The organism is Aurantimonas litoralis (assembly GCF_026153195.1).
Classification (GTDB): Bacteria; Pseudomonadota; Alphaproteobacteria; order Rhizobiales; family Rhizobiaceae; genus Aurantimonas; species Aurantimonas coralicida.
The window spans coordinates 503,473-528,599 of sequence record NZ_JAPFBM010000001.1 but is presented as its reverse complement, the minus strand read 5'-3'; the positions used below and the strand labels follow the sequence as shown (position 1 = coordinate 528,599).

Here is a 25,127-nt window from a genome sequence, read left to right as displayed (position 1 = left end):
CGCCATGCGCCTTGGGGCGTCGCCAAGTGGTAAGGCAGCGGCTTTTGGTGCCGCCATTCGCAGGTTCGAATCCTGCCGCCCCAGCCAAGAATCTACATCCTCCTGAAATCGTTGATTCCGGGTCTCGGCTGGAGAGAACCCTCCGACTAAAATGGCCGTCAGGCTCAAACCGGCTGCGGCTGCGCCGTAAGTCCAAGGCCGTATGAGCGCCGGCAAAACCGGCCGGTGGCGTCGCGGCCTCTTGCACGGCAGCGGGTGGGATGGTTTGAGGCGGCTCCTCCCTCGCTCCCACCTGGAATCCCCGCATGATCCGCCTTGAAAGCCTCGGCAAGCAGAACGGCAAGCAGATCGTCTTCATCGAGGCGTCGGCCGCATTACAGCGCGGCGAGAAGGTCGGGCTTGTCGGACCGAACGGCGCGGGCAAGACGACGTTGTTTCGCATGATTACCGGCGAGGAGCTGCCGGACGAAGGCCAGGTCTCGGTCGATCGTGGCGTGACCATCGGCTATTTCAGCCAGGATGTCGGCGACATGGCGGGCCGCAGCGCGGTGGTCGAGGTGATCGACGGGGTGGGACCGGTCAGCGCCCTGGCGGCCGAGATGGCCGAGCTGGAAGCGGCCATGGCCGACCCCGACCGCGCCGACGAGATGGACGAGATCATCACCCGCTACGGGGAAGCGCAGGAGCGCTACGACGAGCTCGACGGCTATGCGCTGGACGGGCGCGCCCGCGAGGTGCTGGACGGCCTCGGCTTCAGCCAGGCGATGATGGATGGCGATGTCGGCGAGCTGTCCGGCGGGTGGAAGATGCGCGTGGCTCTCGCGAAGATCCTGCTCATGCGCCCGGACATCATGCTCCTCGACGAGCCGTCGAACCATCTCGATATCGAGAGCCTGATCTGGCTCGAAACTTTCCTGAAGGGCTTCGACGGCGCCGTCCTGATGACCTCGCACGACCGCGAATTCATGAACCGCATCGTCAACAAGATCATCGAGATCGACGGCGGCGCGCTGAATTCCTATTCGGGCGACTACGAGTTCTATCGCCAGCAGCGCGCCATCGCCGAGGTGCAGCAGCAGGCGCAGTTCGAGCGGCAGCAGGCGATGCTGGCGAAGGAAGTGGCCTTCATCGAGCGCTTCAAGGCGCGCGCCAGCCATGCCGCGCAGGTGCAGAGCCGGGTCAAGAAGCTCGACAAGATCGAGCGCGTCGAGCCGCCCAAGCGCCAGCAGACGGTGCGCTTCGAGTTCCAGCCGGCGCCGCGCTCGGGCGAGGACGTCGCAACCGTCAGGGGCGTCCACAAGAGCTACGGCGATCGCACCATTTATCAGGGCCTCGACTTCCAGGTGCGCCGGCGCGAGCGCTGGTGCGTGATGGGCGTCAACGGTGCCGGCAAATCGACGCTGCTCAAGCTGGTCGCCGGTGCCTCGGAGCCGGATACCGGCCACGTGACCCGGGGGCCGAGCGTCAAGACGGGCTATTTCGCCCAGCACGCGATGGAGCTGCTCGAAGGCGACCGCACGGTCCTGCAGACGCTGGAAGACAGCTTCCCGCAGGCAGGCCAAGCGCCGTTGCGTTCGCTGGCGGGCTGCTTCGGCTTTTACGGCGACGAGATCGAGAAGAAGTGCCGCGTGCTGTCAGGTGGCGAGAAGGCCCGGCTGGTCATGGCCAGGATGCTGTTCGACCCGCCGAACTTCCTCGTCCTGGACGAGCCCACCAACCATCTCGACATCGCCACCAAGCAGATGCTGGTCGAGGCGCTGTCGCGCTACGAAGGCGCGATGCTCTTCGTCAGCCACGACCGCCATTTCCTGGCGGCGCTCTCCAACCGCGTGCTGGAGCTGACGCCGGAGGGACCGCATCTCTATGGCGGCGGCTATGCCGAATATGTCGAGCGCACCGGCCAGGAGGCCCCGGGGCTGCGGAGCTGAGCCCCGTGTCGTCCTGAGACGCCTCAGGGATGGATCGCGGACAAACGGCGCGCGGAGCAGGGTGTGGCGCCGCAACAGGTAAGGGGCGATCCGCTTTCGGCAGGTCCGCGATCGTGCTGGTTCGGTGCCGCGAGCGAGAGCGGCGGCATCCCTGGGGCCGCTCCCGCTCTCGGGGTCGGTCAGACGACGACGACCACCTTGCCGATCGCCTTGCCGCTGGCGAGGTGCCGATAGGCGTCTTCGACCTCGGCAAGCCTGAACCGCCGCTCGTCGACCACCGGCTTCAGTGCGCCCTCGTCGCAGAGACGGGCCAGTTCGGCGAGGATCGCCCCATGGGCGCTCCGATCCTTGTCGTGCAGCATCGGGATCAGCATGAAGACGACATGCAGGGACGCGCCCTTGAGATGCGCGGGCGTCAGATCCAGCTCGGCCATCGCGAGCGTGGTCGCCACATGCCCGTTCAGCGCAACGGCCGCGAAGGAGTTCGTCAGATTGGCCCCGCCCACGGTGTCGAGGACGACGTCGAACCCGGCCCCGCCGGTATGGGCGGCGACGTAATCCGCGACCGCTTCGGTCCTGAAGTCGATCGGCTCCGCGCCAAGTTCCTTCACGACGGCAATCCGCTCGGCGCCGCTATCGGTCGCGTAGGCTTCTGCTCCGAAGGCTTTCGCAAGCTGCACGCCGACATGCCCGACGCCGCCGGACCCGCCGTGCACCAGGACCTTCTGTCCCTTGGTGACGCCCGCACGGGTGAGACCCTCATAGGCCGTGATGCCGACGAGCGGCAGGGCCGCGGCCTCCCGCATGGACAGGGACTTCGGCTTGTGGGCGATCAGTCTGGCGTCGGCCGGCATATACTCCGCCAGCGCCCCCTGCAGGTCGGCAAGGCCGCCGGCGCAGCCATAGACCTCGTCCCCGACCGCGAAATCCGTGACCCCGGCGCCGACCTCCTCGATCGTACCGGCGAAATCCATGCCGAGGATCGCCGGAAGTGCAGGCGCGAAGCCCAGATCCGATCCCATGTTGCGGATCATCATGTCGATCGTGTTGACGCTGGTCGCCGCGATGCGAACCACGACATGCCCTTCGGACGCCGACGGCCTGGCCTGCTCCCGGGGGCGAAATGCAGCGGTCGGCCCGTATTCTTCAAGGATCATCGTCTGCATGGTCATGCTCCATTGGCTGGTTTCCCAATGAAGCTACACCGCCAGAAAAAGCGATAAACGGCGGATTTCAGAGTTCAGTTTCCGCTTAGACGATATAATCGCTTACGTCCGCCGAGTGGCGACGGCAGCTATGCCTGCAGCCAGGGCGGGTTGCGGCCGATCCGGTCAACCAGGAAGTCGATCAGCACCCGCACCTTGGGCGAGAGGACATTCGACTTCGGATAGACCAGCCACAGGACGGAGCCATCGTCGATCTCGTGGTCGGCCAGAACCCGGACCAGCGTGCCCTCCGCCAGTTCGCGGTGAATGCACCAGAGCGAATTCATCGAGATGCCCGCGCCAGCCAGCGTTGCGGCTTTCTGGCTCGCACCATCGTCGACGATCAGCCGGCAGTTCGTTGCCCCCGGATCGAAGCTCTGGTCGGTCCCCTGCGGTCCGCGCAGCGGTCGGGGGAGGGCGTTGCGAAAGCCGATGAGACGATGGTCCCTAAGGTCCGAGGCCTTTGTCGGCGTCCCGTTCCGGGCGAGATAGGCCGGTGCGGCGACAAGGACCCGCGTATCGTCGGCCAGGCGACGCGCCTTCAGCGACGAATCCGCCAGCGGGGCGCTGCGGAGCGCGAGGTCGAACGATCCCTCGATGAGATCGAAGGGCGCATCCGACAGCCGCAGATCGAGCTTCAGATGCGGGTAGCTGTCGAGGAAGTCGGGGACCAGCGGTGCGATATACTCGACCGCGAAGGTCGACGAGGCGGCAAAACGCAGCGTGCCCGTAATGGTCGGGTTGCCCCGCCCCAGCGCGGCAAGGCCCGCATCCTGCTGGGCGAGGATCTCGCGCGCAAAGGGCAGGAACTCCATCCCTTCGATCGACACCGACACCTTGCGCGTCGATCGGTGAAGCAGTTCCGCGCCGAGCGAATGTTCCAGCTTGGCGAGCCGGGTGCTGGCCGCCGCCGGCGTCATCCCGAGAGCGCGCCCCGCCGCGCTGATGTTCAGCCGCTCCGCAGCGAGGACGAACAGACGCAGATTGTCGGTATCCATCGATTATATCCGTATCGCAAATACTGAATCGCATTATGCGCGATTTACTCAGCTTTCGGAAATAGCGATCTTCCCTAGTGTCAGCACGGAGACGGATGCCTCGGCGGGTTGCCGACATGCCCGGCAGTTCAGCGTGTAGATCCGCATCGAAATGCCGTCGCGCGCCCCTTCCAGGACATGAACCGAGCCGCACCGGACAGGCGTCCGTCGTCCGCAATCCAGGAGATGAGACCATGACCGCTTATTCCGTACTCGAAGTGACGCCGACGAACGCAGACTGGGTCGAGGACTATCTGCCCACCGCGAACAAGGTGATCGCGCGCCACGGCGGCAGGTATCTCGCCCGCACGCAGTCGCACGAGCAGATCGAGGGGGAGCCGTATGACGTTGCGCTGCGCATCATCATCGAATGGCCGTCGGTCGCAGTGGCGAAAGCCTTCGAGAGCGATCCCGAATACACGCCGCATCTCCAGCAGCGCCTGGCGAACTCGCGAAGTGTTCACGCCGTCGTCGAGGGCAGGGACGACCTCGCCTGAGGCCGCCGCCGATCCATTCCGTCACGCTTTACCAGGGAAACGAACCATGAAGACGCTCATCCTCGCATCCGTGCTGGCTTCGGCCATCTCCACGGCTGCCGCCCAGGAAGCCACCCCCTACTATTCCGTCCTGTCGGTCACGCCGACGACGGATGAGTGGGTCGCCGACTATCTTCCCGTCGCAAACCAGCGGGTCGCGGCCCATGGCGGGAAATTCCTCGCGCGCACCTCGAACCACGAACGTCTGGAAGGCGACCGGGACGATGCCGCCCTCCAGATCATCATCGAGTGGCCGTCGAAAGAAGCCGCCGAGGCGTTCGTCAACGATCCGGAATACAGCCCGCATCTGAAGGCGCGGGCCGAGGGCTCGGTGAGCCATCACGTGCTGGTCGAGGGCAAGGACGCCCTGGCCAACTGAGAATCGGAGGGGGCGCCACCGTCGGCCTGACGGCGAGGCGGCGCCTTCTCTTGCTGCGGCGAGAGCCGAACATGGGTGAGAGAGCGAAAGCCTGGACATGCTGGACCGCGCCGCAAGTCGGAACTTTCCAACGATCAACCGCGCCTACAATGCGGTGTTCCAGCCGAACCGGCTTACCCTGGGGCTCGTCGTGCCCTTGGAAACCTACGCGACGCGGGCAGTGCCCTCGATGACGCGGCATCTCGAGCGGGTACGGCTGGCCGACGATCTGGGCTTTGCCGCGCTGTGGCTGCGCGACGTGCCGTTCAACGTTCCGTCCTTCGGCGATGCAGGCCAGACCTACGATCCGTTCGTCTATCTCGGCCTTCTGGCCGGGATGACGCAGCGGATCGCTCTTGGCGTGGCCAGCGTGGTTTTGCCGCTGCGCCATCCCGCGCATGTCGCGAGGGCGGCGGCCAGCGTCGATGTGCTGTCGGGCGGTCGGCTCATTCTTCGGTATCGCATCGGGCGACCGGCCCGACGAGTTTCCGGCGACCGGCACATCTTTCGCCGACCGCGGGGTGCGGTTTCGCGAGAGCTACGACTATATCCGCCACATGGGCGCCGACGCCCCGGCCTTCGACAGCCCGGTCGGCAGTCTGGACGGCGGCATCGACATGCTGCCCAAGCCGGTCGGCGGGCGGCTGCCGCTTCTCGTCACCGGCGGCAGTCAGCAGGATCCGGAATGGATCGCACGCCACGGTGATGGCTGGATGCTCTATCCACGCGACGCGGCCACGCAGGCGCGGATCATCGGCGACTGGCGAACCCGGACAGAGAATGCGGGCGGCGCTGCGAAACCGGCGATGGAGCCGCTCTATCTCGACCTGGAGGACGATCCCGACGCGCCGCCCCGGCCGATCCATCTCGGCCTGCGACTGGGGATGCGCCATCTGGCACGCTACCTGAAGGCGCGCGAGGCGATCGGCGTGAACCATGTCGCGCTGAACCTGCGCTTCAATCGTGCGGATACCGAAACCACCATGAAACGCCTGGCCGACGAGCTGTTGCCAGCCTTCTCGAACTGAGGATGTCCACCATGTCCAAGACCATTCTGATCACCGGTTCGACCGATGGCATCGGGCTGGAAACGGCGAAGAAGCTCGCCGCCGACGGCCATACGATCCTCTTGCACGGCCGCAGCGCGGACAGACTGGCGGCGGCCGCGAACGCCATGCCCGACGGCGCGTCGGTCGAGACCTACATGGCCGATTTGTCCCGGGCGGATGCGGTGCGATCGCTGGCGAAGGCGGTCCGGGACCGGCACGACAGTCTCGACGTGTTGATCAACAATGCCGGCGTCTACGGGACGGCGGAGACGGTGACCGCCGAGGGGCTCGACATGCGCTTCGCGGTCAACACGATCGCCCCTTATGTGCTGACCCGCGAGCTCCTGCCGATCATGGGGCGGGGATCGCGGATCGTGAATCTCTCCTCCGCGGCCCAGGCGCCCGTCGACCTTGAGGCCCTGACGGGCGGCAAGCGCCTGTCCGACGGGTCAGCCTATGCCCAGAGCAAGCTGGCGCTGACCATGTGGTCGCGTTCACTGGCCGACGAACTGGGAGAAGACGGCCCGGTCGTCGTCGCCGTCAATCCGGGATCGCTGCTGGGCACCAAGATGGTCAAGGCCGCCTTCGGCACGAGCGGAAACGACATCGGCATCGGCGTCGACATCCTCTCGCGCGCCGCCACGTCGGACGAGTTCGCCGACGCATCCGGCCGATATTACGACAATGACGGCCGCCGCTTCGCCTTCCCCCATGCCGATGCGCAGGACGCCGACAAGCGCGAAGCCCTCATGCGGACGATCAACGGTCTCGTCTAGAAGCGGGAAGGATTGCGGTCGCCGGCCCCGGGGAAGTGTTGCGTGAAATGCGGCATTCGGGGCTATAAGCTCTGTGCCCGACCTGCGACCGTTTCGCGATGGCGGCCTTCGACCCCAATCCCGGGGCGATGCCGTCTTCGAACCGCGAGCAGACCCGAACGCCATGATCATCCGCATGCGTTGGCCCCTGAACGGAAACATGAACCCGGTTTCGGGCAAGAGCCAGCGACGAGAGCACTGCACATGATGGACGAAACGCAGGCCTGGGATCGCCGCACCGGCATGGACAGGATCACCAGCTATCTCTACGGCGAGATCGTCTCGTTGCGCCTTCTGCCGGGCGCCAAGATTTCCGAAACCGAGATCGCCGCCCGCTTCGGCGTGTCCCGCCAGCCGGTCCGGGATGCGTTCAACCGGCTGGCCAATCTCGATCTCCTGCTGATCCGCCCGCAGCGATCGACCGAGGTGAAGCGCTTCTCGAACAAGGGCATCGAGAAGGCGCGTTTTGTCCGCGCCTCGGTAGAGTCCGAGGTGCTGCGGCGGGCCGCCCGATTCTGCAGGGACGAGGACGCGCGGCGGCTGGACCTCAGTCTCGAAGAGCAGCGCAGCGCCCTGAGCCGGTCGGACTCGCAAGGCTTCATCACGCTCGACTACGAGTTCCACAAAACGCTCTGCGAGATCGCCGGCGTCGACTACGCCTTCGACGTCATCGCGACGGAGAAAGCCAAGGTCGATCGGCTCTGCATGCTGTCGCTGTCCAAGGAAGACCGCATGCCGCAGCTCGTCGAGGATCACCAGCAGATCGCCGAGATGGTCAAGGCGCAGCGCCCCGAGGAGGCCGTCGCTGCGGGCATGCTGCATCTGACACGTCTCGATTCGACGATCGAACTGATCCGGCAGCAGCACGCATCCTATTTCGACGACGCGGACTGAAGGCGTCGCTCGCGTGACGCACCGCGCGCACCGCCGATAGCCGCTTCCCAGGCGTCGGCCGGGCCGCCGCGCGCCGGCCCGCTCACACCATCCCGAATTATCGCTGATCGCGTCATAGACGGCGTGGTGACCATTCTTCATTGCCGCCCGACCGCTTGCGCGGCAGGGCCCGGTAGGCCTTTGCGAATGGACTTCCGCTTGTGTCCGGGCGGAAGCCCGATGTGGCGAAGCGCTCCCTTGGCTCTGCTACGCAAACGCGGCGCCCTTTCACGCTCTCGATCATCGCTTTCGCCCCCTTCGCTGCGAACGCATCGCGGCCGGTTGCAAACTTGCGCTTCACAAACAGGTCGTCGACTAGTATACAAGTTGGCGCAGGCCATCGCTGAGCATGGTCGAAGACGTTTCGCGGACCGGCGTGGTGGAGGCCTTGCGGTCGCGGAATCCGAACCAACAGGGAGGAAACGTGACCGTGACCCAGACACTGCGCCGCCGCGCTGCCGCCGGAACCGCGCTGACCGCGCTGATGGCGTTCGCCACGCTGGGCGGGGCCGCCTCGGCCGCCGAACTGCGCGGCTGGAACATCCATGTGGAGGACTATCCCGTCTCGATCGCCATGGAGGCGTTTGCCGCGGAAGTCGCCGAGAAGACGGGCGGCGAGGTCACCTCCAAGATCTATCACAACGGCGTCCTGGGCGATCAGCCCGACGCGATCGAGCAGGTCCGGCTCGGGGTGATCGATTTCGGCGAATTCAATCTCGGCCCCATGGGACAGGCGGTGCCGGAAGCGAACGTCACGGCCCTGCCGTTCATCTTCAAGAGCGTGCCGCAGATGTACGAGCTGATGGACGGCGAGGTCGGCGACGCCATAGGCGAGGGAATGAAGGCCAAGGGCATCGTGCCGCTCGGCTGGTACTCCGCGGGCGCCCGGTCATTCTACAATTCGGTGAAGCCGATCAACGCACCGTCCGATGTCGAGGGCCTGAAGGTCCGGGTGATGAGCAACGACCTCTTCGTCAAGATGGTCGAGGCAATGGACGGCAACGCCACGCCCATGGCCTTCGCGGAGGTCTACCAGTCGATCAAGACCGGCGTCGTGGACGGGGCGGAGAACAATCCGCCATCCTACGAATCCACGAACCATTACGAAGTCGCCAAATACTACTCGCTGACCGAGCATCTGATCATTCCCGAATGCCTGTGCATGAGCCTGAAGGCCTGGGACAAGCTGACGCCCGAGCAGCAGGAGATCGTCATGGCGGCCGGCCGCAGCAGCGCCGCCATGGAGCGCAAGCTCTGGGACGAGCGCGAGGCGGCCAGCCTGGAAACGGTGAAGGCGGGCGGCACCGAGGTGAACACCATCGCCGACAAGGATGCGTTCCAGGACGCGATGGCGCCGGTCTATGAGGCGTATCTCGCCGACAATCCGGGCATGACCGACCTCGTCAACATGATCCGCGAAGCGGACTGAGCTCCCTCAAGGTCGAATAGGCCGCTTCGTCTCCCTGCGGAGGCGGAGCGGCCGCCCTGCGGCCCGCATCGTCCGAGGCAGCCATGACGCCATCCTCATTCCCCGTTCTGACGCTCCGGCGCACGCTCGAGCACCTGCGCAAGGCCTGCATGATCGTCGCGACAGCCGCCCTGGCGCTGCTCATCGCGAGTTTCGGATGGCTCGTCTTCGGCCGCTATGTCCTGAACGTCACGCCGACATGGGTGGAGCAGCTGGCGCTTCTGCTCATCTGCTACATCGCGTTCCTGGGCGCAGCGGTCGGGGTCCAGGAAGACACCCACATCGGGGTCACGCTGTTTCGCGACATGCTGCCGCCGACGGCCCGCAAGATCGTGATGATCGCCATCGATGTCTGCCTGGCCGCCTTCGGCGCGACGATGCTCGTCGCCGGGATCACGCTGATGCAGTTCGGCTGGGACACGCTGCTTCCGATGCTGCGGATACCGGAGAGCTTCCGCACGCTGGCCATCACCTCCTGCGGCGGCCTCGTCATGCTGTTCTCCGGCGCCCGCGGACTTCTGCGGATCCTGTCCTTCCGGGACTGGAATCCCGAAGCCGAACTCAAGGATCTCTGAACGTGGGACTTGCCATTCTGCTCGGCGTCTTCGGCGCCGGAGTGATCATCGGCGCGCCGGTCGCCTTCGCCATGGGCATCGCGGCGGCCGCGGCCTTCTGGTACGAGGGTTTCCCGACGCTGATCACGTTCCAGCGGGCAACCGCCGGCGTCTCCGTCTTCTCGCTCCTGGCCATTCCCTTCTTCGTCTTCGCCGGCGAGATCATGCTGCATGGCGGGATCGCCAGCCGGCTGGTGAAGCTCGCCTCGGCGATCGTCGGCCATCTGCGCGGTGGCCTGGCCATGGTCAACATCTTCTCCTCGATGCTGTTCGGCGGCATCTCCGGCTCGGCCGTGGCGGATATCTCGGCCCTCGGTTCGCTGCTGATCCCGGTGATGAAGGAGCGCGGCTACCGGCCCGATTTCGCGGTCAACGTGACGGTGACGTCGTCTATCGCCGGGATCGTCATTCCGCCCAGCCACAACATGATCATCTTCGCCGTGGCGGCCGGCGGCGGCATCTCCGTCTCGGGCCTGTTTCTTGCCGGCGTCCTGCCGGGCATCCTGATGTGCGTTTGCCTTGCGGTGGCCGCCTACATCATCTCTGTGAAGCACAATTACCCGGCCGAGCCGTTTCCGGGCTGGGGCGTCGTCGGCCGGACGGCGGCCGATGCCATTCCCGGCTTCATGACGGCGGTCATCATCGTCGGCGGAACGCTCTCGGGCGTCTTCACGGTCACCGAATCCGGCGCTTTCGGCGCGATCTATGCGGTCCTCCTGACGGCCTTCTACTATCGCAGCCTGACGCTGAATTCCTTCCTCATCGCCCTCGCAAGTGCCGTTCGCACGACCGCCATGGTGATGATCCTGATCGCCTTCGCCAGCTCCTTCGCCTATCTCCTGGCGCTCTACCAGGTGCCCACCAAGCTCAGCATGCTGCTGGTCTCGATCTCCGACAACCCGATCATGATCCTCCTGATGATCAACGTGATCCTGCTGGTTCTCGGCATGATCATGGACATGGCCGCGCTGATCCTGATCTGCACGCCGATCTTCCTGCCGATCGCCAAGGGCCTCGGCATGGACCCGACGCAGTTCGGCATCATGATGCTGATCAATCTCGGCCTGGGGCTCTGCACGCCGCCGGTGGGAACCTGCCTGTTCGTCGGCTGCGCGGTCGGGCGGATCAAGCTGGAAGCGGCCATGCGGACGATCGGGCCCTTCTACCTCGCCATTCTCGCCGCCCTGCTGCTGGTGACCTACGTGCCGGGCATCTCGCTCTGGCTTCCCTCGCTGCTCAACTGACGAGGCGCAGCTCCGGGCCGACAGACCTGTCGGCGCCGGGGTCTCGCGGTCGCGGGATGCGGGGGCTGATCGCCCGTCAGACGCCAGCGCGAACGGCGTATGAGAAACCCCTCGTGCCGGGCGCCCCGGCGCCGGTTCGGTTCAACGAACACATCGCTGCACGCAGCACGAACAGAAGGAAGATAAGATGACACTGAGTGGCAAGACAGCAATCGTGACGGGCGGCGGCCGGGATATCGGCAGCGCCTGCGCGATCCGACTGGCCCGGGAAGGGGCCAACGTCGTCATCAACTATTTCGCCAGCGCCGACCGCGCCCATGCCACGGTGGACGCGATCACGGCTGCCGGCGGTCAGGCGATCGCGGTGCAGGGCGACCTGAGCAAGCCGGACGGCGTCGACGCGCTGGTGGCCAAGGCGGTCGAGACCTACGGCACGGTCGACATCCTGGTGAACAACACCGGCGGCCTGATCGCCCGCAAGACCTTCGGCGAGATGCCGCTCGAACATTGGCAGGCCGTCATGGACCTGAACGTCACCAGCACCTTCCTGATGACCAAGGCGGTTCTCGCCCACATGAGCAAGGGCGCCATCGTCAACATCGCGAGCCAGGCAGGCCGCGACGGCGGCGGACCGGGGGCGGTCGCCTACGCCACCTCCAAGGGCGCCATCATGGCGATGACCCGCGGCCTCGCCAAGGAACTCGGCCCGGACATTCGCGTCAACGCGCTGTGCCCCGGCATGATCGACACCGACTTCCACAACATCTTCACCAAGCCCGAAGTGCGCAAGAACGTCGAGGCTGCAACCCCGCTGAAGCGCCAGGGCCGGTCGGAAGACGTCGCCAACATGGTCTGTTTCCTCGCCAGCGACGAGGCGTCCTTCGTCACGGGCGCGAATGTCGACATCAACGGCGGCATGCTCTTCAGCTGAGTTGGCCGGAACCGGGGGCCGGGCCCGCGAGCAACCCCCATGCGCGCGACCGGACCCCGGACCCATGGCATCGCCCCCAGCGGTGCCTGAAAACGCGGGGAAGGCACGGCAGACGCAGCGTTCCCAACGAACGGCCGACAAGCTGCATGCCTTCCCGCCCTTCGGCCTTACTCCGCCAGGTCGCGCATGACCTTGATGAGATCGGACTTGCCCTCGAAGCCGATGCCCGGGAGTTCGGGCATGACGATGTGGCTGTCCTCCACCGTCACACCATCCGGGAAGCCGCCATAGGGCTGGAAGAGGTCCGGGTAGCTCTCATTTCCGCCGAGGCCGAGGCCGGCGGCGATGTTCAGCGACATCTGGTGCCCGCCATGCGGAATGCAGCGCGAGGGCGACCAGCCGAACTGGGCGAGGACCTCGAGCGTGCGCTGGTATTCGACGAGGCCGTAGGAGAGGGCGCAGTCGAACTGCAGCCAGTCGCGATCCGGGCGCAGGCCGCCATAGCGCAGGAGATTGCGCGCATCCTGGTGCGAGAAGAGGTTCTCGCCGGTTGCCATCGGTCCCGGATAGAACTCCGCCAGCGCCGCCTGCAGCGAATAGTCCAGCGGATCGCCGGCCTCCTCGTACCAGAACAGCGGATACTCCCGCAGCATCTTGGCGTAGGCGATGCCCGTCTCCAGGTCGAAGCGGCCATTGGCGTCGACGGCGAGGCGCGCCTGCGATCCGAGCTCTTCGAGGACGGATTCGATGCGGCCGCGATCCTCGTCCAGCGAGGCGCCGCCGATCTTCATCTTCACGACCGTGTAGCCGCGATCGAGATAGCTGCGCATTTCCCTGCGCAGCGCCGAATTGTCCTTGCCGGGATAATAATAGCCGCCGGCCGCGTAGACGAAGACGCGCGGATCGGCCTCGCGGCCCTTCTCCTCGGCCAGCATCCGGAACAGCGGCTTGCCGGCGATCTTGGCGACCGCGTCCCAGACCGCCATGTCGACCGTGCCGACCGCGACGGACCGCTCGCCGTGGCCCCCCGGCTTCTCGTTCATCATCATCGTCGCCCAGATGCGGTGCGGATCGAGATTGGTCCCTGCGTCGTTCATCAGCGACGCGCCGTCGGCCTCGAGGATGCGATCGCGGAACCGCTCGCGGATCAGGCCGCCCTGGCCGTAGCGGCCATTCGAGTTGAAGCCGTAGCCCACCACGCGGCGGCCGTCGCGCACCACGTCGGTGACGACGGCGACGAGGCTCGTCGTCATCTTGGTGAAGTCGATATAGGCGTTGCGGATCGGCGAGGCGATCGGCTTGGTGACCTCGACGACGTCGACGATACGCATGGCAAAGCTCCGGTTCTGGCGTGTTCGGCTGGACCGTCGGTAGCGCTGGCCGGGGGCAAAGGCCAATGCTAGATCGGTCTGTGGTCATACCGATTGGGCATTGCCGATGGAGACGATCTGGCTCGATGACTTTCTTGTCCTCGCATCCGAGCTGAACTTTTCACGCGCGGCGGAACGGCGGCACATCACGCAGCCGGCCTTCAGCCGCCGCATCCGGGCCCTCGAGACCTGGGTCGGCACGCCCCTGTTCACCCGCACGACGCACAATGTCGCGATGACGGCGGCCGGCACCGTCTTCCAAGCGCAGGCGGCGATGCTGAGCCGGGATATCCAGCGACTGCGGCAGGAAACGCGGGCTGCGGCCGGCATCGACGCCGGTGTCCTGACGATCGCGGCGACGCACGCTCTGTCCTTCACCTTCTTCCCGCGCTGGATCCGGGGCAACGAGGCGCTGTTCGGGCGCGGCAATCTCAACCTCGTCTCCGACAGCATGATGGCCTGTGAAGAGATCATGCTGCGGGGCGAGGCGTCGCTGATGCTTTGTCATCATCACCCGGCCATGCGCAGCCAGTTCGAGCCGGGTCAGTTCGACAGCATGGTCGTCGGGTCGGACAGCCTCGTCCTCGTCAGCGCCCCGGATGGCGAGGGCAAGCCGCTCTGGTCGCTCGATGCCGGGTGCCCGGCGCCTTACCTCGGCTACAGCGAGCCGTCCGGCCTCGGCCGGATCATCGCGGCCGTCTGGCGCAAGGAGCGTTCGGCCGGCCGGATCGAACAAGTGTTCACGTCGCATCTCGCCGCGACGCTTCTGACGATGGCGCGGTCTGGCGAGGGGCTGGCGTGGCTGCCCATGACCCTTGCCGAAGACAGTCTGGAGGCGGGAACGCTGGTTCGCGTCGCGTCGGACGCCGTGCCGATCCCGATCGAGATCCGGCTCTACCGGCACAAGGGCCGGCAGGGGGCGACGATCGAGGCGGCCTGGGCGGCGCTGCCCTGATGGTGCTGCCTGTCGCATCGGGACAGGACGGGAAGGGGGCAGCGGTCGCCGCCTTCCCGTAACGATCGTCTCGGCGCGGCAACGCACGGGTCGCCCCCCCGAGACGCTTGAGGTTCGCCGCCCTCAGATGTTGGAGGCGCGGATGGCCTCGCAGACCGCGTCCGTCACCTCCTGCGTGGTGGCCGTGCCGCCGACATCGGGGGTCTTGATGCCCTCGCCGGTGACCTTCTCGACGGCCTGCATCAGCCGGGCGGCGGCGGCATTCTCGCCGAGATGGTCGAGCATCTGCGCACCGGTCCAGAAGGTCGCCACCGGATTGGCGATGCCCTTGCCGGTGATGTCGAAGGCCGAGCCGTGGATCGGCTCGAACATCGAGGGGAAGCGGCGCTCCGGGTCGATGTTGGCGGTGGGCGCGACGCCGAGGCTGCCGGCCAGCGCGCCGGCAAGATCGGACAGGATGTCGGCGTGCAGATTGGTCGCGACGACCGTGTCGATGCTCTGGGGCTTCAGCGTCATGCGCACGGTCATCGCGTCGACCAGCATCTTGTCCCAGGTCACTTCCGGGAATTCCGTCGCGACCTCGGCGGCGATCTCGTCCCACATCACCATGCCATGCCGCTGGGCATTCGACTTGGTGACCACGGTGAGCAGCTTGCGCGGGCGCGACTGGGCCAGCTTGAAGGCGTAGCGCATGATGCGGGTGACGCCGACCCGGGTGAAGATCGCCACCTCGGTGCCGACCTCTTCCGGCAGGCCCTTGTGGGCGCGGCCGCCATGGCCGGAATATTCGCCCTCGGAATTCTCGCGCACGATCACCCAGTCGAGATCGCCCGGGCCGACACCCGCGAGCGGCGAGCTGATGCCCGGCAGGATCTTGGTCGGCCGGACATTGGCGTACTGGTCGAAGCCCTGGCAGATGGGCAGGCGCAGGCCCCACAGGGTGATGTGGTCCGGCACGTCCGGCGCGCCGACCGCGCCGAAGAAGATCGCGTCGAAAGGCTTGAGCTGGTCGGTGCCGTCGGCCGGCATCATGACGCCGTGCTTGCGGTAATAGTCCGAGCCCCAGTCGAAGCTGGTGACGTCGATCTGGAAGCTGCCGTCGCGGCGCGCCAGCGCCTCGAGCGCCTGCAGCCCGGCAGCGATGACCTCCGGTCCGATGCCGTCGGCGGGAATCGCGGCGATGTTGTAGTGCTTCATGGGAGGATCCCTTTCGTCTGATGGATCGGGTCGCGGCGCTCGCTTGAGCCCGCGTCGGGTTGGGGTGTCACGCTGGCGCGGCGGCGCAGGTCTCCGGCCGGCGGCCGCAGCCGCCGTTCGCGGGATGCCGGCGCCGCGTTGCCAGCCCTTAGAAGAACAGTCCCTGTGGCATGCGGATCAGCAGGACGTTGGCCATCAACAGGTAGAAGCCGAGGACGATGGCCACCGAAACCGCGGCGTAGATTGCCATCGTGCGCCCGTTCGGGGTTTCCCAGGACGCCACCGCGATCAGGAGGGCGAAACCGAGAAGCCCGGCGGCGGTGAAGCCGAGCAGCGGCATCGCTGCGATCCAGATGCCGATGGCGACCGTCGCGGCGATGCGGCGCCAGCCCACCGGCTCGCGCGCGGGCTTCAGCGCCGCGCCGTCGGCATCGATGCCGCCCTCTGCGATAGAGGGCGCCACCGGCCGGCGCATGTGCTGGACGATCAGCATGAGCGACAGGACTGCCAGCGCCGCCGCGATGGTCGTCGGGAACACCGAGCCCATCGGGGTCATGTCGCCGGTGCCGATGACGGCGGCGATGCCGATCGCCGCGAAGAGGCCGCCAAAGGCCATGCTCGGAACGTCGCGCCAGACGGTCTGCACCGGGGCGGCGTCTTCCACGGCATCCACCGGTACCGTCTTCAGGGTGCGACGCTTCGCCAGATACGAGGACAGCAGCGGGTAGAGCAGCGTCAGGAGGGCACCGGCGATGATCGCGATGCTGATCGGGCGGCCGAAGAAGATGCCGAGGACGGCCTGCTGGGCATTGCCGATGAGATAGCTCTGGACGAAGCCCTGTTCCGCGATCTGGCCGAGGACCAGGCCCAGCACGATCGGCGACGGGGTGAAGCCGAAGCGGTTGAGGATCCAGGCGAGGATGCCCAGGACGAACATGGTCTGGGTGTCGTGCAGGTTGCTGTGGATCGCGAAGCTGCCGATGATCGTCAGGAAGGCGACGGTCGGCACCAGCAGCGGCTTGGGGATCGCGATGATCGAGCGATAGGCATATTTGCCGATCAGGAGGCCCGCCGGCAGCATCAGCACGGTGGCGATCAGCAGGCCGAAGATGAAGGTGTAGACGATGTTGCCCTGGGCGGTGAACAGCGTCGGGCCGATCTTGATGCCCTGGACGAGCAGCGCGCCGAGGATGATGGCATCGGGCGGGGTGCCGGGAATGCCCAGCACCAGCGTCGGGATGAAGCCGCCGCCCACCGTGGCATTGTTGGCAGACTCCGTGGCGATGACGCCGTCCGGCTCGCCCTGGCCGAAGCGCTCGGGATGTTTGGAGGCGCGCCGGGCTTCCGAATAGGAGACGAGGCCGGCGATCGAGCCGCCGGCGCCGGGCAGGATGCCGATCACCGTGCCGATGACCGAGCTGCGGACGACATTGAACTTGCGCGCCCAGCTGATCGACAGGGCTTCGCTGAGGCGAATGCCCTTCAGATCGTCCTCGACGGTCAGGTGCTGGGCACGGGTCGCCACGAGGTCGATGACGACGGGCACGCAATAGAGGCCGATCAGCGCCGAGGTGATGTCGATGCCGCCCAGGAGCACGTTGGTGCCCATTGTGTAGCGGATGTCGCCGCCGACCACGGCGACGCCGATCATCGACATGAGCAGGCCGAGGCAGGCGCCGATGAGGCCCTTGATGGTGTTGCCGACGGACAGCGCCGAGATGAGCGTCAGGCCGAAGATCGCCAGCCAGAAATATTCCGGCGGACCGAAGGCCAGCGCCACGCGGGCGAGGGGCGGCGACAGGAACAGCAGGAACAGGCCACCGACGAGACCGCCGAAGACCGAAGCGAGGGTGGCGAGGGTGACGGCGAGGCCGCCGTCACCCTTCTTTGCCATGGGGTAGCCGTCGAAGGTCGTGGCGATCGCCGACGGCGTGCCCGGCGTGTTGACCAGGATTGCGGCGTAGGAGCCGCCATAGATCGCGCCGGTGTAGATGGCGCCCAGGGCGATCAGCCCCGAGGCGGGATCCATCGTGAAGGTGAAGGGGACGAGGACGGCCACCGCCATGGTCGCTGACAGGCCCGGAAGGGCGCCGATCACCGTGCCGAGCACCACGCCGACGAGGGCGAGGAGCAGATTGAGCGGCGTGAGTGCGTCGAGGAAGTACTCGAAGAGCTGCATGGGGTGGCCTGGCCCGATCCGTTATTTCTTCACGATGCCGAGCTGTTCGGCGCCGGCCGCGTATTCCTCGGTCTTCTCGGCGACGAAGTCCTGCATCTTCTCGTAGGGGATGTCGGTTAGGACGAAGCCGCCATCTTCCATTTTCTTGACGAAGTCCGGGTCGGCATTGACCTTGGAGACGGCGTCCGAGACGGCCTTGCGCATCTCCTCGGAGGTCGATTTCGGCACCGCGACGCCGCGATAGGCGCCGCCGACCAGATCGATGCCGAGCTCGGTGAAGGTCGGCACGTCCGGGAAGACCGGCAGGCGCTCTTCGGAGGCGACGGCCAGCATGCGCAGGGCGTCGCCCTGATTGACGCCCGACGTGGCGTAGTTGAAGCCGGCCATGGTCTGGCTGCCGAGGACGGCGGTGACCGCCGGGCCGGTGCCCGAGAACGGGATATAGGTCGTGGTCAGGCCGGTCAGGCCGTCGAAGCGGGCCTGGGCGAGGTTGTTGGACGAGTTCGAGCCCGAGCCGCTGAAGGTGACCATGCCCGGGTTTTCCTTGGCGTAGTCCATCAGGTCCTGGAGCGTCTGGAACTCGCTGTCCTTCGGCACGAAGATCGCGTCGGGCGTGTAGTGGAAGTAATTGACCGGGGTCAGGTCCTCGGTCTTGTAGCCGATGTCCTTCTCCATCGGCTGCAGCACCGTGTGCGGCAGGTTGATCCCCATGATGGTGTAGCCGTCGTCGGGCAGGCCGTTGAGCTGCGACCAGGCCTGGGCGCCGCCGGCGCCGGCCATGTACTGGATGATCAGCTGCTGGTCGAACATCTTCTCCCAGCTCGCCTGCTGGAAGCGCGCCGACACGTCGGATTCGCCGCCGGCATTGAAGGGGATGATGTAGTCGACCTGCTTGGTCGGATAGTCGCCGGCGGTCTGGGCGAAACTGGCCGTAGCCGTGCTGGCGAGCAGTGCGAGTGCGATCGCGGTGAACTTCATGAGAACCTCCCAATTCGAAATGGAGCACCGGCGCTCATCGCCTGCGCTCGTCGAAGCGTTGGCACCGTCGGCGCGGCTTTATGCCCGCGACGCCAGCGATGGACTGTTGCGATGGAGCTGCGGGATTCGGGGCGGCGCCGTGCACCGCGTCCCTCTCTCCTCGACCCGCTCCTCCACCGGGCCGGCCCGGCAAGCCGGACCTGTCGATCGACGACCCTCCTGTCGCTTCGATCACGGTCACTGTAATTGATGATGGAGAAGGGATAATATCGAATATGGAAAATGATTATTGCACTGACGGACACAATCCATGGACAGTGACCTTGCCTTCTTCGCGCTTCTTGCCCGCAAGGCCAGCTTCTCGGAGACGGCGCTCGAACTGAACCTGTCGACCTCGGGTGTCAGCAAGCGGCTTGCCAAGATCGAGAACCGGCTGGGCGTGCGGCTGATGAACCGGACGACGCGCCGGGTCAGCCTGACGAGCGAGGGCGAGACGTTCCTGAACGAGAGCGCCGCGATCCTCGAGGACATTGCGAGCCTGGAAAACCGTATCCGCTCGGCCGGCGAGAAGCCGCAGGGGCTCTTGCGGATCAACGCGACCTTCGGCTTCGGGCGGGAGTTCATCGCGCCCATCGTGTCGCAATTCGCGCGGGAATATCCCGACATCTCGGCCCAGCTCGTCCTGACCGATGCGCCGATCAATTTGGTCGAGGAGGGCTACGACTTCGCGGTGCGCTTCGGCAGCCCGCCGAATTCGCGGCTGATCAGCCGCCGGCTGCATCGCAACCGGCGCTTCCTGTGCGCGGCGCCGAGCTATCTGGAGAGATACGGCCGCCCGCAGCGGCTGCACGATCTCACCGACCACGAATGCATCGTCCTGCGCCAGCACAACCAGATCTACGACGTCTGGCGCCTGCAGCGCGGACAGCTGACCGAGTCGATCAAGGTGAAGGGGCGCCTGTCCAGCAATGACGGCGAGATCGCCCTGCAATGGGTGATCGACGGCCACGGCATCATGCTGCGGTCGGAATGGGACATCGTCCGGCTGATCCGCGAGGGCAAGCTGGAACTGGTGCTGCCGCGCTATGCCCAGGTCGACGCCGACATCTACGGCGTCTATCCCGAGCGCAACAACGTTTCCGCCAAGGTCCGCGCCTTCATGGAATTCACCCAGGCCAACCTGCAGAAGACCAGCAGCCTGCAATTCAGCAGCTAGGGCCGGGCGCGCGATCAGACCGGAAGGCGATGATGCCTGCGACCTGAAGGTCACCTCAGCGCTTTGTGAAGCGTGCCGACTTGCTTCGGCCTGGCGCGGTCGCCATTTCAAGGGCGACGCGCGGCGTTGGTGAGCGATGCCGCGTTGAGCGATCCGCGGACGGTCGCGTCCGATCCGCGATCTTGAGGGACGACCGTGTCGTCTGCCGAAGCGACTGGGAGGCTGCCTTGTCTCGAACCCGTCTGAACCGCAGAACGATGCTGGCGGCCGGCGTCGCCTTCGGCGGTGCCCTGGTGACAAGTGGCATGTCTGGCCTGCTTGTTCCCGCGCGGGCACAGGGCCTTGCGCCGACCCCCTCCATGCGCGGCGGCTCGAACAATTATCGTCCCGGCGCGCCGGTCGTCGAACGGATCGGCAAGGGCGGCTTCTGGATGTCGGGCCGCGTGCGCCGGGCCGGCGACGGTGCGCCGCTCGAAGGCATCCGCATCCAGATCTGGGCCCATACGACCGAGGCCTACGAGCGCGATCCGGAAAGCCATGGAGCGACGCTCACGGGTCCCGACGGCACGTTCCGGCTGGAAATGCCGCAGATCGTGCCCGCATTCGGCCAGGCGCACGGCCATCTGGCCTATGACGATCCCGATTTCGAGACGGTCTTCCTGCGGCCGGTCATGTCCAGCCCCAAGGATACGAGCCTCAGCGCCGATTTCGTCCTGCAGCCGGCCTGACTCCATGACGCTGTCCATCCGGGCCGTTCTCGGCTGGTCGGCGCTGGCCGTCGTGGTTCTCGGCCCGGTCGCCATTGCGGCGACGAGCGAGTATCTCGCCTATCGCAGCGGGATCTATATCGCGGCCGGCTTTGCCGGGATCGTGGCGATGGGGCTGCTCCTTCTTCAGCCGCTTCTGGCGGCCGGCTATCTGCCCGGCATCGGCATGCGGGACGGGCGCCGCATTCACCGCTGGGTCGGGACGGCCCTTGTTGCCGCCATCGTCGCCCATGTGGCCGGGCTCTGGCTGACGAGCCCGCCGGATGTCGTCGATGCGCTGCTCTTCACCTCGCCGACGCCGTTTTCCGACTGGGGCGTCATCGCCATGTGGGCGCTGTTCGCGGCGGCCCTGCTGGCCGCCCTGCGCCGGACGCTGCGCCTGCGACCGTCGGTCTGGCGGTTCGCCCATACGGCGCTGGCGAGCGTGGTCGTCGTCGGCAGCGTCGTCCATGCGCTGCTGATCGAGGGCACGATGGGCACGGTTTCGAAGGTCGTCCTCTCCGCGCTCGTCCTAGCCGCGACCGGCAAGGCCCTGTGGGATCTGCGCAGCTGGGCAGTGCTCAGGCGGTTCGGTTCGCTGAAATAGACCGTCTCGTCAGATCGGATCCTCCTTCCTCCGGCTCGCGCCGCCGGAGCCGACCAGCCCGAAGCGGGCGCCGTGAGGATCTTCGCAGACCAGCGAGAACGAGCCGCCAGGGATTTCGTCGGGCCCCTGTACCGTCTTGCCGCCAGCCGACGCGAGGCGCTGCTCAGCGGCATCGATGTCGGGCACCATGAAGTAATACTGCCAGCCGATGCGGCCGTTCGGCACCTCGCCCATGATGGCGCCGAGACGCGTCGTTCCGCAAGACACGAAACGGTAGTCGCCAAGTTCCCCCATCGGCATCGCACCGTCCTGGCGCCAGCCAAACGCTGCGGCGTAGAAGTCGAGGGCAGCTTCCGGGTCTCGTGCCGAAAGTTCGTTCCACACGGCATGGCCGGGCGTTGCCTCCTCCGCCTGCCGGAAGGCCAGACTGTCTTCGGCGCTCTCTCCGCGCATGACATAGAGCGTCGCGCCCTGCGGGTCCGCGACCAGGGCCATGCGGCCGACGCCGTCGATCGTCATCGCCGGCATATGCGTTGCGCCGCCGGCCCTCTCGATGGCATCGACCGCGGCGTCGACGTCCGCAACGGCAAGATAACTCAACCATACTGGGCCGGCCGTCATCCCGTCCGGCTGCTTCAGAAGTCCCGCGACGGGCACGCCGTCCGGCGCCGAGATGATGCGGTAATCCATCCCTGGATGGTTCGAAGGCGCAATCGTCCAACCGACGACATGGGTATAGAAGTCCTGCGCCGCGTCCGGGTCGGGCGTCAGGAGCTCGTACCAGATCGGTGTTCCTGCGGGGTTGGCCATCCTCATCTCCTCCGTCTCCATAGGAAAGGCACGCCTTTCCAGGGTCCCATATGCCCTGTCCTCGCCGGCTAGGGCCGATGGCGTTGGTACATGCCGAGAGCGGTCGCGACGGACCCGTTCCGGCCGTGGCGATCAGTCCTGCTCCGGTGCCCCGAGCGGAAAGAGTGGACGGTACGGGCGGGCCTCGTCGATGCAACGGGCGAAGGACGGTCGGGCGTTCAGGCGATTGCGGTAGGCGCGCACATGGGCGAAGCGCTCGGCAATCGGGTGGGTCCAGTCGGCATAGAAGAGCTGGGGCGCGGCGGCGCAGTCCGCCAGACTGAAGCTGTCGCCGGCGACCCAGTCGCGATCCGCCATCCGCCCGTCGAGATACGCATAGGCCGCGTCGAGAGCCTCTCGTGCGATGCGGACGCCCTCGGGATCGCGCTTGCCGTCCGGACGCAACGCGTCGAGGACGATCGCCTGCTGCGGTGTGGCGACGTAATTGTCGAAGAAGCGATCCCAGAACCGGACCTTGAGCGCTGCGACCGGATCGGCGGGGAGCAGGGCGACCGGGCCGGGGTGACGAAGCCCCAGATGCTCGATGATGATCGAGGCCTCGACGACCGTGTCACCGCCATCGAACAGGAGGGGAAACTTGCCGATCGGCCACATCGCCCGCAGTTCGTCCATCGCCGCCGGATCGTCGGGGCCGAGGATGCGGCGTTCGAAGGCCGTGGCATTCTCGTAGAGGGCGATCAGCACCTTCTGGCAGTAGGACGAGAACGGGTGGAAAAAGAGCGTCAGCACGGGCGGCCTCAATCGTCGAGCGCGAAGGAGCCCGTCGCCACGGCACCGGCCGGGGCATAGACGGCGATGATCGCGCCGCCTTCCGAGACGCTGTGTTCCAGAAGGCGCCAAGCGCCGGGGGCTGCGCCCGGCAGGGCCCGTTTGCCGCGGCCGAGGATCAGCGGGAAGGTGATCAGATAGAGCCGGTCGACGAGGCCGGCCGACAGCAGCGCCGGGTACAGCGTGGCGGAGCCCTGGACGATCAGCTTCGGGCCATCGGTGCGCTTGAGGGCCGCCACCGCATCGATGTCCGGCAGCGCATGGGAGTTGGCCCAGGCAAGCGGCTCGCGCGACGAGGTGAGGACGTATTTCGCGGCGCGATTGAACTTGTCGGCAAAGGCGTCACCGGTGACGCGGGGCCAGTGAGCGGCGAAGATGTCGTAGGTCCTTCGGCCGAGCAGCAGGTCGAACTCCCCGTCGAAGATCGTGTCGATGAAGCCCCCGACCGTCTCGCCGGCATGGGGCACGATCCAGCCGCCGAGCGAGAAACCGTCGCTGCGGTCCTCGTCGGGGCCACCCGGTGCCTGGACGACGCCGTCCATCGACTGGAACAGGCCTGCCGTGATCTGGCGCATCTCGACCCTCTTTCTCTCCCGTCTTGAAACCGCACGCGATGCAGGGCGTCCCCTGTCCGAAATCCTCAAGCTCAGGCCGCGCGCTCGTAGCGCGCCGCATTCTCCCGGAACGGGGCGAGCTGATCGGCGAGGGCCTTCTGGAAGGCCGGACGCGCCGTGTGGCGCGCGACATAGGCGTCGAGCGCTGGAAAATTCTGGAGAATGTCGGTGTGGCGCGGAATGCGCAGGACCGCCGTCATCATCAAATCGGCCACCGAGAACTCGCCGAGGAGGCCGTCGCGATCGCTGAGCGCTGCCTGAAGCTGCCCAAGACGCTTGTCGACGGACTTGATGGCGCCGGCGCGCAGCTTCGCTGCCGCATCGGCGTCGCCGGCGAAGAAGTCGAGATCGACAAGCGCTGCAATCGGCGGCTCGATCGTATTCAGGCTGGCGAAGATCCAGGAGAGGGCGAGATCGCGCTGGTGCCGATCGGACGGCAGCAGCCTGTCGCTCGCCTCGGCGATCCGCCAGACGATGGCCCCGGATTCGAACATGGCCTGCCCGTCGATCTCCATCGCCGGAACCTGGCCGAAGGGCTGACGGGCAATATTGTCCGCGCCGCGCTGCGACCCCTGTTCGAGAATGATCGGCCTGTATGCCAGCCCGGCTTCTTCCAGCGCCCAGCGAACGCGCAGATCGCGGACCAGTCCCTGGGCGAAGGACGGCACCCAGTCATAGGCCGTCACGCCGATGGTGGAATTCTGCATGGTCGCGTCCTCAAGCCTTGCCGGGTCGTGCACGACCCGGCGTCGTGTTGACCTGACGGTTGGTATCGGCACGGCGCTTCCCGTTGATCCACAGACCGGATCCAAGCCGGCGCCGCCGCTTATCTGCTTGACTAAAACGTTGATATCAACATATAGAGGTTATGTCAACGTTCAGCGATTCGCCGACACCCGTACCCTACGAGACCACGCTTCTGGTCCGGGATCATTGTCTTTGCCTGCGGGCGCAGCGCGCGGCGCGCGCCATGGCGCGGCGTTTCGACGAGGCGTTCCGCTCCATTGGGATCACCAGCGGCCAGTTCTCCCTGCTGATGTCGCTCAATCGCCCCAAGCCGCCGACGCTCGGTTCCGTCGCCGAGCTTCTGGCGATGGATCGCACCACCCTGACGGCGAACATCAAGCCCCTCGAGAAACGCGGCCTTCTGACGGTGACCCCGGATCCCGCCGACCGACGGGCGAGGCTGCTCTCGCTGACGCAGGAGGGGAGGGCCGTCCTCGCGGAGGCGGTGCCGATCTGGCACGAGACCCAGGCGGCTGTGGAAGCTGCGGTCCCCGACCCGGATGCCGTGCGGGCAGGGCTGGATGCGCTGGCGTGACAGCGAACGCCGCCAGCGGCCGACCATGCGGTGCGCCGATGGCTGCGATCGTCGCGAAGGCACCTGTTCTGACGAAAAATGAGGTCTTCGGGCATTCACGGTGGTTCGCCGCCGGCGGTCCCTTGAAT

At 66.4% G+C, this 25,127-nt stretch carries 25 protein-coding genes, 1 tRNA gene and 1 pseudogene; 17 read left to right on the top strand and 10 right to left on the bottom strand.

Annotated features, from left to right (window positions below; genetic code table 11):
• Positions 1 to 12 precede the first annotated feature (12 nt).
• Together N7I30_RS02550 and N7I30_RS02545 are read left to right on the top strand one after the other, a co-directional pair.
• Positions 13 to 87 (top strand) — tRNA-Gln (locus tag N7I30_RS02550).
• A 218-nt stretch (positions 88 to 305) separates the two neighbouring features.
• A complete protein-coding gene (locus N7I30_RS02545) occupies positions 306 to 1,928 on the top strand; it encodes an ABC-F family ATP-binding cassette domain-containing protein (RefSeq protein ID WP_498636486.1) in 1,623 nt (540 codons plus the stop codon).
• Between the two features lie 179 nt (positions 1,929 to 2,107).
• Here the strand turns inward: N7I30_RS02545 and N7I30_RS02540 are convergent, their stop codons facing one another.
• Together N7I30_RS02540 and N7I30_RS02535 are read right to left on the bottom strand one after the other, a co-directional pair.
• Positions 2,108 to 3,094 carry a zinc-dependent alcohol dehydrogenase family protein gene (locus N7I30_RS02540; protein ID WP_024350086.1) on the bottom strand — a complete coding sequence of 329 codons (987 nt, stop codon included), beginning with the start codon at positions 3,092 to 3,094 and terminating at the stop codon, positions 2,108 to 2,110.
• 128 nt (positions 3,095 to 3,222) lie between these two features.
• Positions 3,223 to 4,131: a LysR family transcriptional regulator gene (locus tag N7I30_RS02535; RefSeq protein WP_188075796.1), complete on the bottom strand. Its 909-nt coding sequence runs from the start codon at positions 4,129 to 4,131 to the stop codon at positions 3,223 to 3,225.
• Between the two features lie 233 nt (positions 4,132 to 4,364).
• Between N7I30_RS02535 and N7I30_RS02530 the strand changes: the two genes are divergently transcribed.
• From N7I30_RS02530 to N7I30_RS02485, 10 genes and pseudogenes are all read left to right on the top strand, one after another.
• On the top strand, positions 4,365 to 4,667 hold the full coding sequence (locus N7I30_RS02530) for a DUF1330 domain-containing protein (RefSeq protein ID WP_498636483.1): 303 nt from the start codon (positions 4,365 to 4,367) through the stop codon (positions 4,665 to 4,667).
• A 46-nt stretch (positions 4,668 to 4,713) separates the two neighbouring features.
• The gene (locus N7I30_RS02525) at positions 4,714 to 5,085 is read left to right on the top strand and encodes a DUF1330 domain-containing protein (RefSeq protein ID WP_498636481.1); all 372 of its coding nucleotides are present in this window, start codon (positions 4,714 to 4,716) and stop codon (positions 5,083 to 5,085) included.
• Positions 5,086 to 5,182: 97 nt separating this feature from the next.
• Positions 5,183 to 5,518 (top strand): annotated as a pseudogene (locus tag N7I30_RS02520) (LLM class flavin-dependent oxidoreductase); the annotation flags it as partial.
• 31 nt (positions 5,519 to 5,549) lie between these two features.
• The gene (locus N7I30_RS02515; RefSeq protein ID WP_498637106.1) at positions 5,550 to 6,152 is read left to right on the top strand and encodes an LLM class flavin-dependent oxidoreductase; all 603 of its coding nucleotides are present in this window, start codon (positions 5,550 to 5,552) and stop codon (positions 6,150 to 6,152) included.
• Between the two features lie 11 nt (positions 6,153 to 6,163).
• Complete coding sequence (locus tag N7I30_RS02510; RefSeq protein ID WP_498636479.1) at positions 6,164 to 6,949, top strand: SDR family NAD(P)-dependent oxidoreductase; 786 nt, start codon at positions 6,164 to 6,166, stop codon at positions 6,947 to 6,949.
• A 243-nt stretch (positions 6,950 to 7,192) separates the two neighbouring features.
• Complete coding sequence (locus N7I30_RS02505; protein WP_498636477.1) at positions 7,193 to 7,882, top strand: GntR family transcriptional regulator; 690 nt, start codon at positions 7,193 to 7,195, stop codon at positions 7,880 to 7,882.
• Positions 7,883 to 8,351: 469 nt separating this feature from the next.
• A complete protein-coding gene (locus N7I30_RS02500) occupies positions 8,352 to 9,350 on the top strand; it encodes a TRAP transporter substrate-binding protein (RefSeq protein WP_498636475.1) in 999 nt (332 codons plus the stop codon).
• An 83-nt stretch (positions 9,351 to 9,433) separates the two neighbouring features.
• On the top strand, positions 9,434 to 9,964 hold the full coding sequence (locus N7I30_RS02495) for a TRAP transporter small permease (RefSeq protein WP_370195472.1): 531 nt from the start codon (positions 9,434 to 9,436) through the stop codon (positions 9,962 to 9,964).
• A gap of 2 nt (positions 9,965 to 9,966) precedes the next feature.
• The gene (locus tag N7I30_RS02490) at positions 9,967 to 11,247 is read left to right on the top strand and encodes a TRAP transporter large permease (protein WP_498636472.1); all 1,281 of its coding nucleotides are present in this window, start codon (positions 9,967 to 9,969) and stop codon (positions 11,245 to 11,247) included.
• A 187-nt stretch (positions 11,248 to 11,434) separates the two neighbouring features.
• Complete coding sequence (locus N7I30_RS02485; protein WP_498636470.1) at positions 11,435 to 12,178, top strand: SDR family NAD(P)-dependent oxidoreductase; 744 nt, start codon at positions 11,435 to 11,437, stop codon at positions 12,176 to 12,178.
• Positions 12,179 to 12,345: 167 nt separating this feature from the next.
• On the opposite strand, the gene N7I30_RS02480 is transcribed toward N7I30_RS02485, so the two are convergent.
• Positions 12,346 to 13,509, bottom strand: a complete 1,164-nt coding sequence (locus tag N7I30_RS02480; protein ID WP_498636468.1) for a mandelate racemase/muconate lactonizing enzyme family protein — start codon at positions 13,507 to 13,509, stop codon at positions 12,346 to 12,348.
• Between the two features lie 106 nt (positions 13,510 to 13,615).
• Here N7I30_RS02480 and N7I30_RS02475 point away from each other — a divergent pair, with 106 nt between their 5' ends.
• Complete coding sequence (locus N7I30_RS02475; RefSeq protein WP_498636466.1) at positions 13,616 to 14,503, top strand: LysR family transcriptional regulator; 888 nt, start codon at positions 13,616 to 13,618, stop codon at positions 14,501 to 14,503.
• A 123-nt stretch (positions 14,504 to 14,626) separates the two neighbouring features.
• On the opposite strand, the gene N7I30_RS02470 is transcribed toward N7I30_RS02475, so the two are convergent.
• From N7I30_RS02470 to N7I30_RS02460, 3 genes are all read right to left on the bottom strand, one after another.
• Positions 14,627 to 15,700 carry a tartrate dehydrogenase gene (locus tag N7I30_RS02470; RefSeq protein ID WP_187390687.1) on the bottom strand — a complete coding sequence of 358 codons (1,074 nt, stop codon included), beginning with the start codon at positions 15,698 to 15,700 and terminating at the stop codon, positions 14,627 to 14,629.
• Positions 15,701 to 15,848: 148 nt separating this feature from the next.
• Positions 15,849 to 17,879: a tripartite tricarboxylate transporter permease gene (locus N7I30_RS02465; RefSeq protein WP_498636464.1), complete on the bottom strand. Its 2,031-nt coding sequence runs from the start codon at positions 17,877 to 17,879 to the stop codon at positions 15,849 to 15,851.
• A gap of 21 nt (positions 17,880 to 17,900) precedes the next feature.
• The gene (locus tag N7I30_RS02460; protein WP_228239565.1) at positions 17,901 to 18,857 is read right to left on the bottom strand and encodes a tripartite tricarboxylate transporter substrate-binding protein; all 957 of its coding nucleotides are present in this window, start codon (positions 18,855 to 18,857) and stop codon (positions 17,901 to 17,903) included.
• A 310-nt stretch (positions 18,858 to 19,167) separates the two neighbouring features.
• Here N7I30_RS02460 and N7I30_RS02455 point away from each other — a divergent pair, with 310 nt between their 5' ends.
• The 3 genes from N7I30_RS02455 (at position 19,168) to N7I30_RS02445 (ending at position 21,426) form a co-directional block, all read left to right on the top strand.
• On the top strand, positions 19,168 to 20,073 hold the full coding sequence (locus N7I30_RS02455) for a LysR family transcriptional regulator (RefSeq protein ID WP_498636462.1): 906 nt from the start codon (positions 19,168 to 19,170) through the stop codon (positions 20,071 to 20,073).
• 257 nt (positions 20,074 to 20,330) lie between these two features.
• Positions 20,331 to 20,801, top strand: a complete 471-nt coding sequence (locus N7I30_RS02450; protein WP_498637104.1) for a twin-arginine translocation pathway signal — start codon at positions 20,331 to 20,333, stop codon at positions 20,799 to 20,801.
• Positions 20,802 to 20,805: 4 nt separating this feature from the next.
• On the top strand, positions 20,806 to 21,426 hold the full coding sequence (locus tag N7I30_RS02445) for a ferric reductase-like transmembrane domain-containing protein (RefSeq protein ID WP_498636460.1): 621 nt from the start codon (positions 20,806 to 20,808) through the stop codon (positions 21,424 to 21,426).
• A 9-nt stretch (positions 21,427 to 21,435) separates the two neighbouring features.
• On the opposite strand, the gene N7I30_RS02440 is transcribed toward N7I30_RS02445, so the two are convergent.
• From N7I30_RS02440 to N7I30_RS02425, 4 genes are all read right to left on the bottom strand, one after another.
• Complete coding sequence (locus N7I30_RS02440; RefSeq protein ID WP_498636458.1) at positions 21,436 to 22,236, bottom strand: VOC family protein; 801 nt, start codon at positions 22,234 to 22,236, stop codon at positions 21,436 to 21,438.
• A 132-nt stretch (positions 22,237 to 22,368) separates the two neighbouring features.
• Positions 22,369 to 23,025: a glutathione S-transferase family protein gene (locus N7I30_RS02435; protein ID WP_498636456.1), complete on the bottom strand. Its 657-nt coding sequence runs from the start codon at positions 23,023 to 23,025 to the stop codon at positions 22,369 to 22,371.
• A gap of 8 nt (positions 23,026 to 23,033) precedes the next feature.
• Positions 23,034 to 23,639 carry a dihydrofolate reductase family protein gene (locus N7I30_RS02430; RefSeq protein WP_498636454.1) on the bottom strand — a complete coding sequence of 202 codons (606 nt, stop codon included), beginning with the start codon at positions 23,637 to 23,639 and terminating at the stop codon, positions 23,034 to 23,036.
• 71 nt (positions 23,640 to 23,710) lie between these two features.
• The gene (locus tag N7I30_RS02425) at positions 23,711 to 24,385 is read right to left on the bottom strand and encodes a glutathione S-transferase family protein (protein ID WP_498636452.1); all 675 of its coding nucleotides are present in this window, start codon (positions 24,383 to 24,385) and stop codon (positions 23,711 to 23,713) included.
• Between the two features lie 161 nt (positions 24,386 to 24,546).
• Here N7I30_RS02425 and N7I30_RS02420 point away from each other — a divergent pair, with 161 nt between their 5' ends.
• Positions 24,547 to 24,999, top strand: coding sequence for a MarR family winged helix-turn-helix transcriptional regulator (locus N7I30_RS02420; RefSeq protein ID WP_498636450.1), 453 nt, complete (start codon positions 24,547 to 24,549; stop codon positions 24,997 to 24,999).
• Positions 25,000 to 25,127: the final 128 nt, after the last annotated feature.

Bases quoted from the DNA above. Each gene is read 5' to 3' on its own strand.
- N7I30_RS02535 (WP_188075796.1), bottom strand. From the start codon at position 4,131: ATGGATACCGACAATCTGCGTCTGTTCGTCCTCGCTGCGGAGCGGCTG.
- N7I30_RS02540 (WP_024350086.1), bottom strand. From the start codon at position 3,094: ATGCAGACGATGATCCTTGAAGAATACGGGCCGACCGCTGCATTTCGC.
- N7I30_RS02420 (WP_498636450.1), top strand. From the start codon at position 24,547: ATGTCAACGTTCAGCGATTCGCCGACACCCGTACCCTACGAGACCACG.
- N7I30_RS02465 (WP_498636464.1), bottom strand. From the start codon at position 17,879: ATGCAGCTCTTCGAGTACTTCCTCGACGCACTCACGCCGCTCAATCTG.
- N7I30_RS02510 (WP_498636479.1), top strand. From the start codon at position 6,164: ATGTCCAAGACCATTCTGATCACCGGTTCGACCGATGGCATCGGGCTG.
- N7I30_RS02515 (WP_498637106.1), top strand. From the start codon at position 5,550: ATGTGCTGTCGGGCGGTCGGCTCATTCTTCGGTATCGCATCGGGCGAC.
- N7I30_RS02480 (WP_498636468.1), bottom strand. From the start codon at position 13,509: ATGCGTATCGTCGACGTCGTCGAGGTCACCAAGCCGATCGCCTCGCCG.
- N7I30_RS02460 (WP_228239565.1), bottom strand. From the start codon at position 18,857: ATGAAGTTCACCGCGATCGCACTCGCACTGCTCGCCAGCACGGCTACG.
- N7I30_RS02485 (WP_498636470.1), top strand. From the start codon at position 11,435: ATGACACTGAGTGGCAAGACAGCAATCGTGACGGGCGGCGGCCGGGAT.
- N7I30_RS02450 (WP_498637104.1), top strand. From the start codon at position 20,331: ATGCTGGCGGCCGGCGTCGCCTTCGGCGGTGCCCTGGTGACAAGTGGC.
- N7I30_RS02455 (WP_498636462.1), top strand. From the start codon at position 19,168: ATGGACAGTGACCTTGCCTTCTTCGCGCTTCTTGCCCGCAAGGCCAGC.
- N7I30_RS02545 (WP_498636486.1), top strand. From the start codon at position 306: ATGATCCGCCTTGAAAGCCTCGGCAAGCAGAACGGCAAGCAGATCGTC.
- N7I30_RS02525 (WP_498636481.1), top strand. From the start codon at position 4,714: ATGAAGACGCTCATCCTCGCATCCGTGCTGGCTTCGGCCATCTCCACG.
- N7I30_RS02495 (WP_370195472.1), top strand. From the start codon at position 9,434: ATGACGCCATCCTCATTCCCCGTTCTGACGCTCCGGCGCACGCTCGAG.
- N7I30_RS02530 (WP_498636483.1), top strand. From the start codon at position 4,365: ATGACCGCTTATTCCGTACTCGAAGTGACGCCGACGAACGCAGACTGG.
- N7I30_RS02505 (WP_498636477.1), top strand. From the start codon at position 7,193: ATGATGGACGAAACGCAGGCCTGGGATCGCCGCACCGGCATGGACAGG.
- N7I30_RS02430 (WP_498636454.1), bottom strand. From the start codon at position 23,639: ATGCGCCAGATCACGGCAGGCCTGTTCCAGTCGATGGACGGCGTCGTC.
- N7I30_RS02475 (WP_498636466.1), top strand. From the start codon at position 13,616: ATGGAGACGATCTGGCTCGATGACTTTCTTGTCCTCGCATCCGAGCTG.
- N7I30_RS02425 (WP_498636452.1), bottom strand. From the start codon at position 24,385: ATGCAGAATTCCACCATCGGCGTGACGGCCTATGACTGGGTGCCGTCC.
- N7I30_RS02470 (WP_187390687.1), bottom strand. From the start codon at position 15,700: ATGAAGCACTACAACATCGCCGCGATTCCCGCCGACGGCATCGGACCG.
- N7I30_RS02445 (WP_498636460.1), top strand. From the start codon at position 20,806: ATGACGCTGTCCATCCGGGCCGTTCTCGGCTGGTCGGCGCTGGCCGTC.
- N7I30_RS02440 (WP_498636458.1), bottom strand. From the start codon at position 22,236: ATGGCCAACCCCGCAGGAACACCGATCTGGTACGAGCTCCTGACGCCC.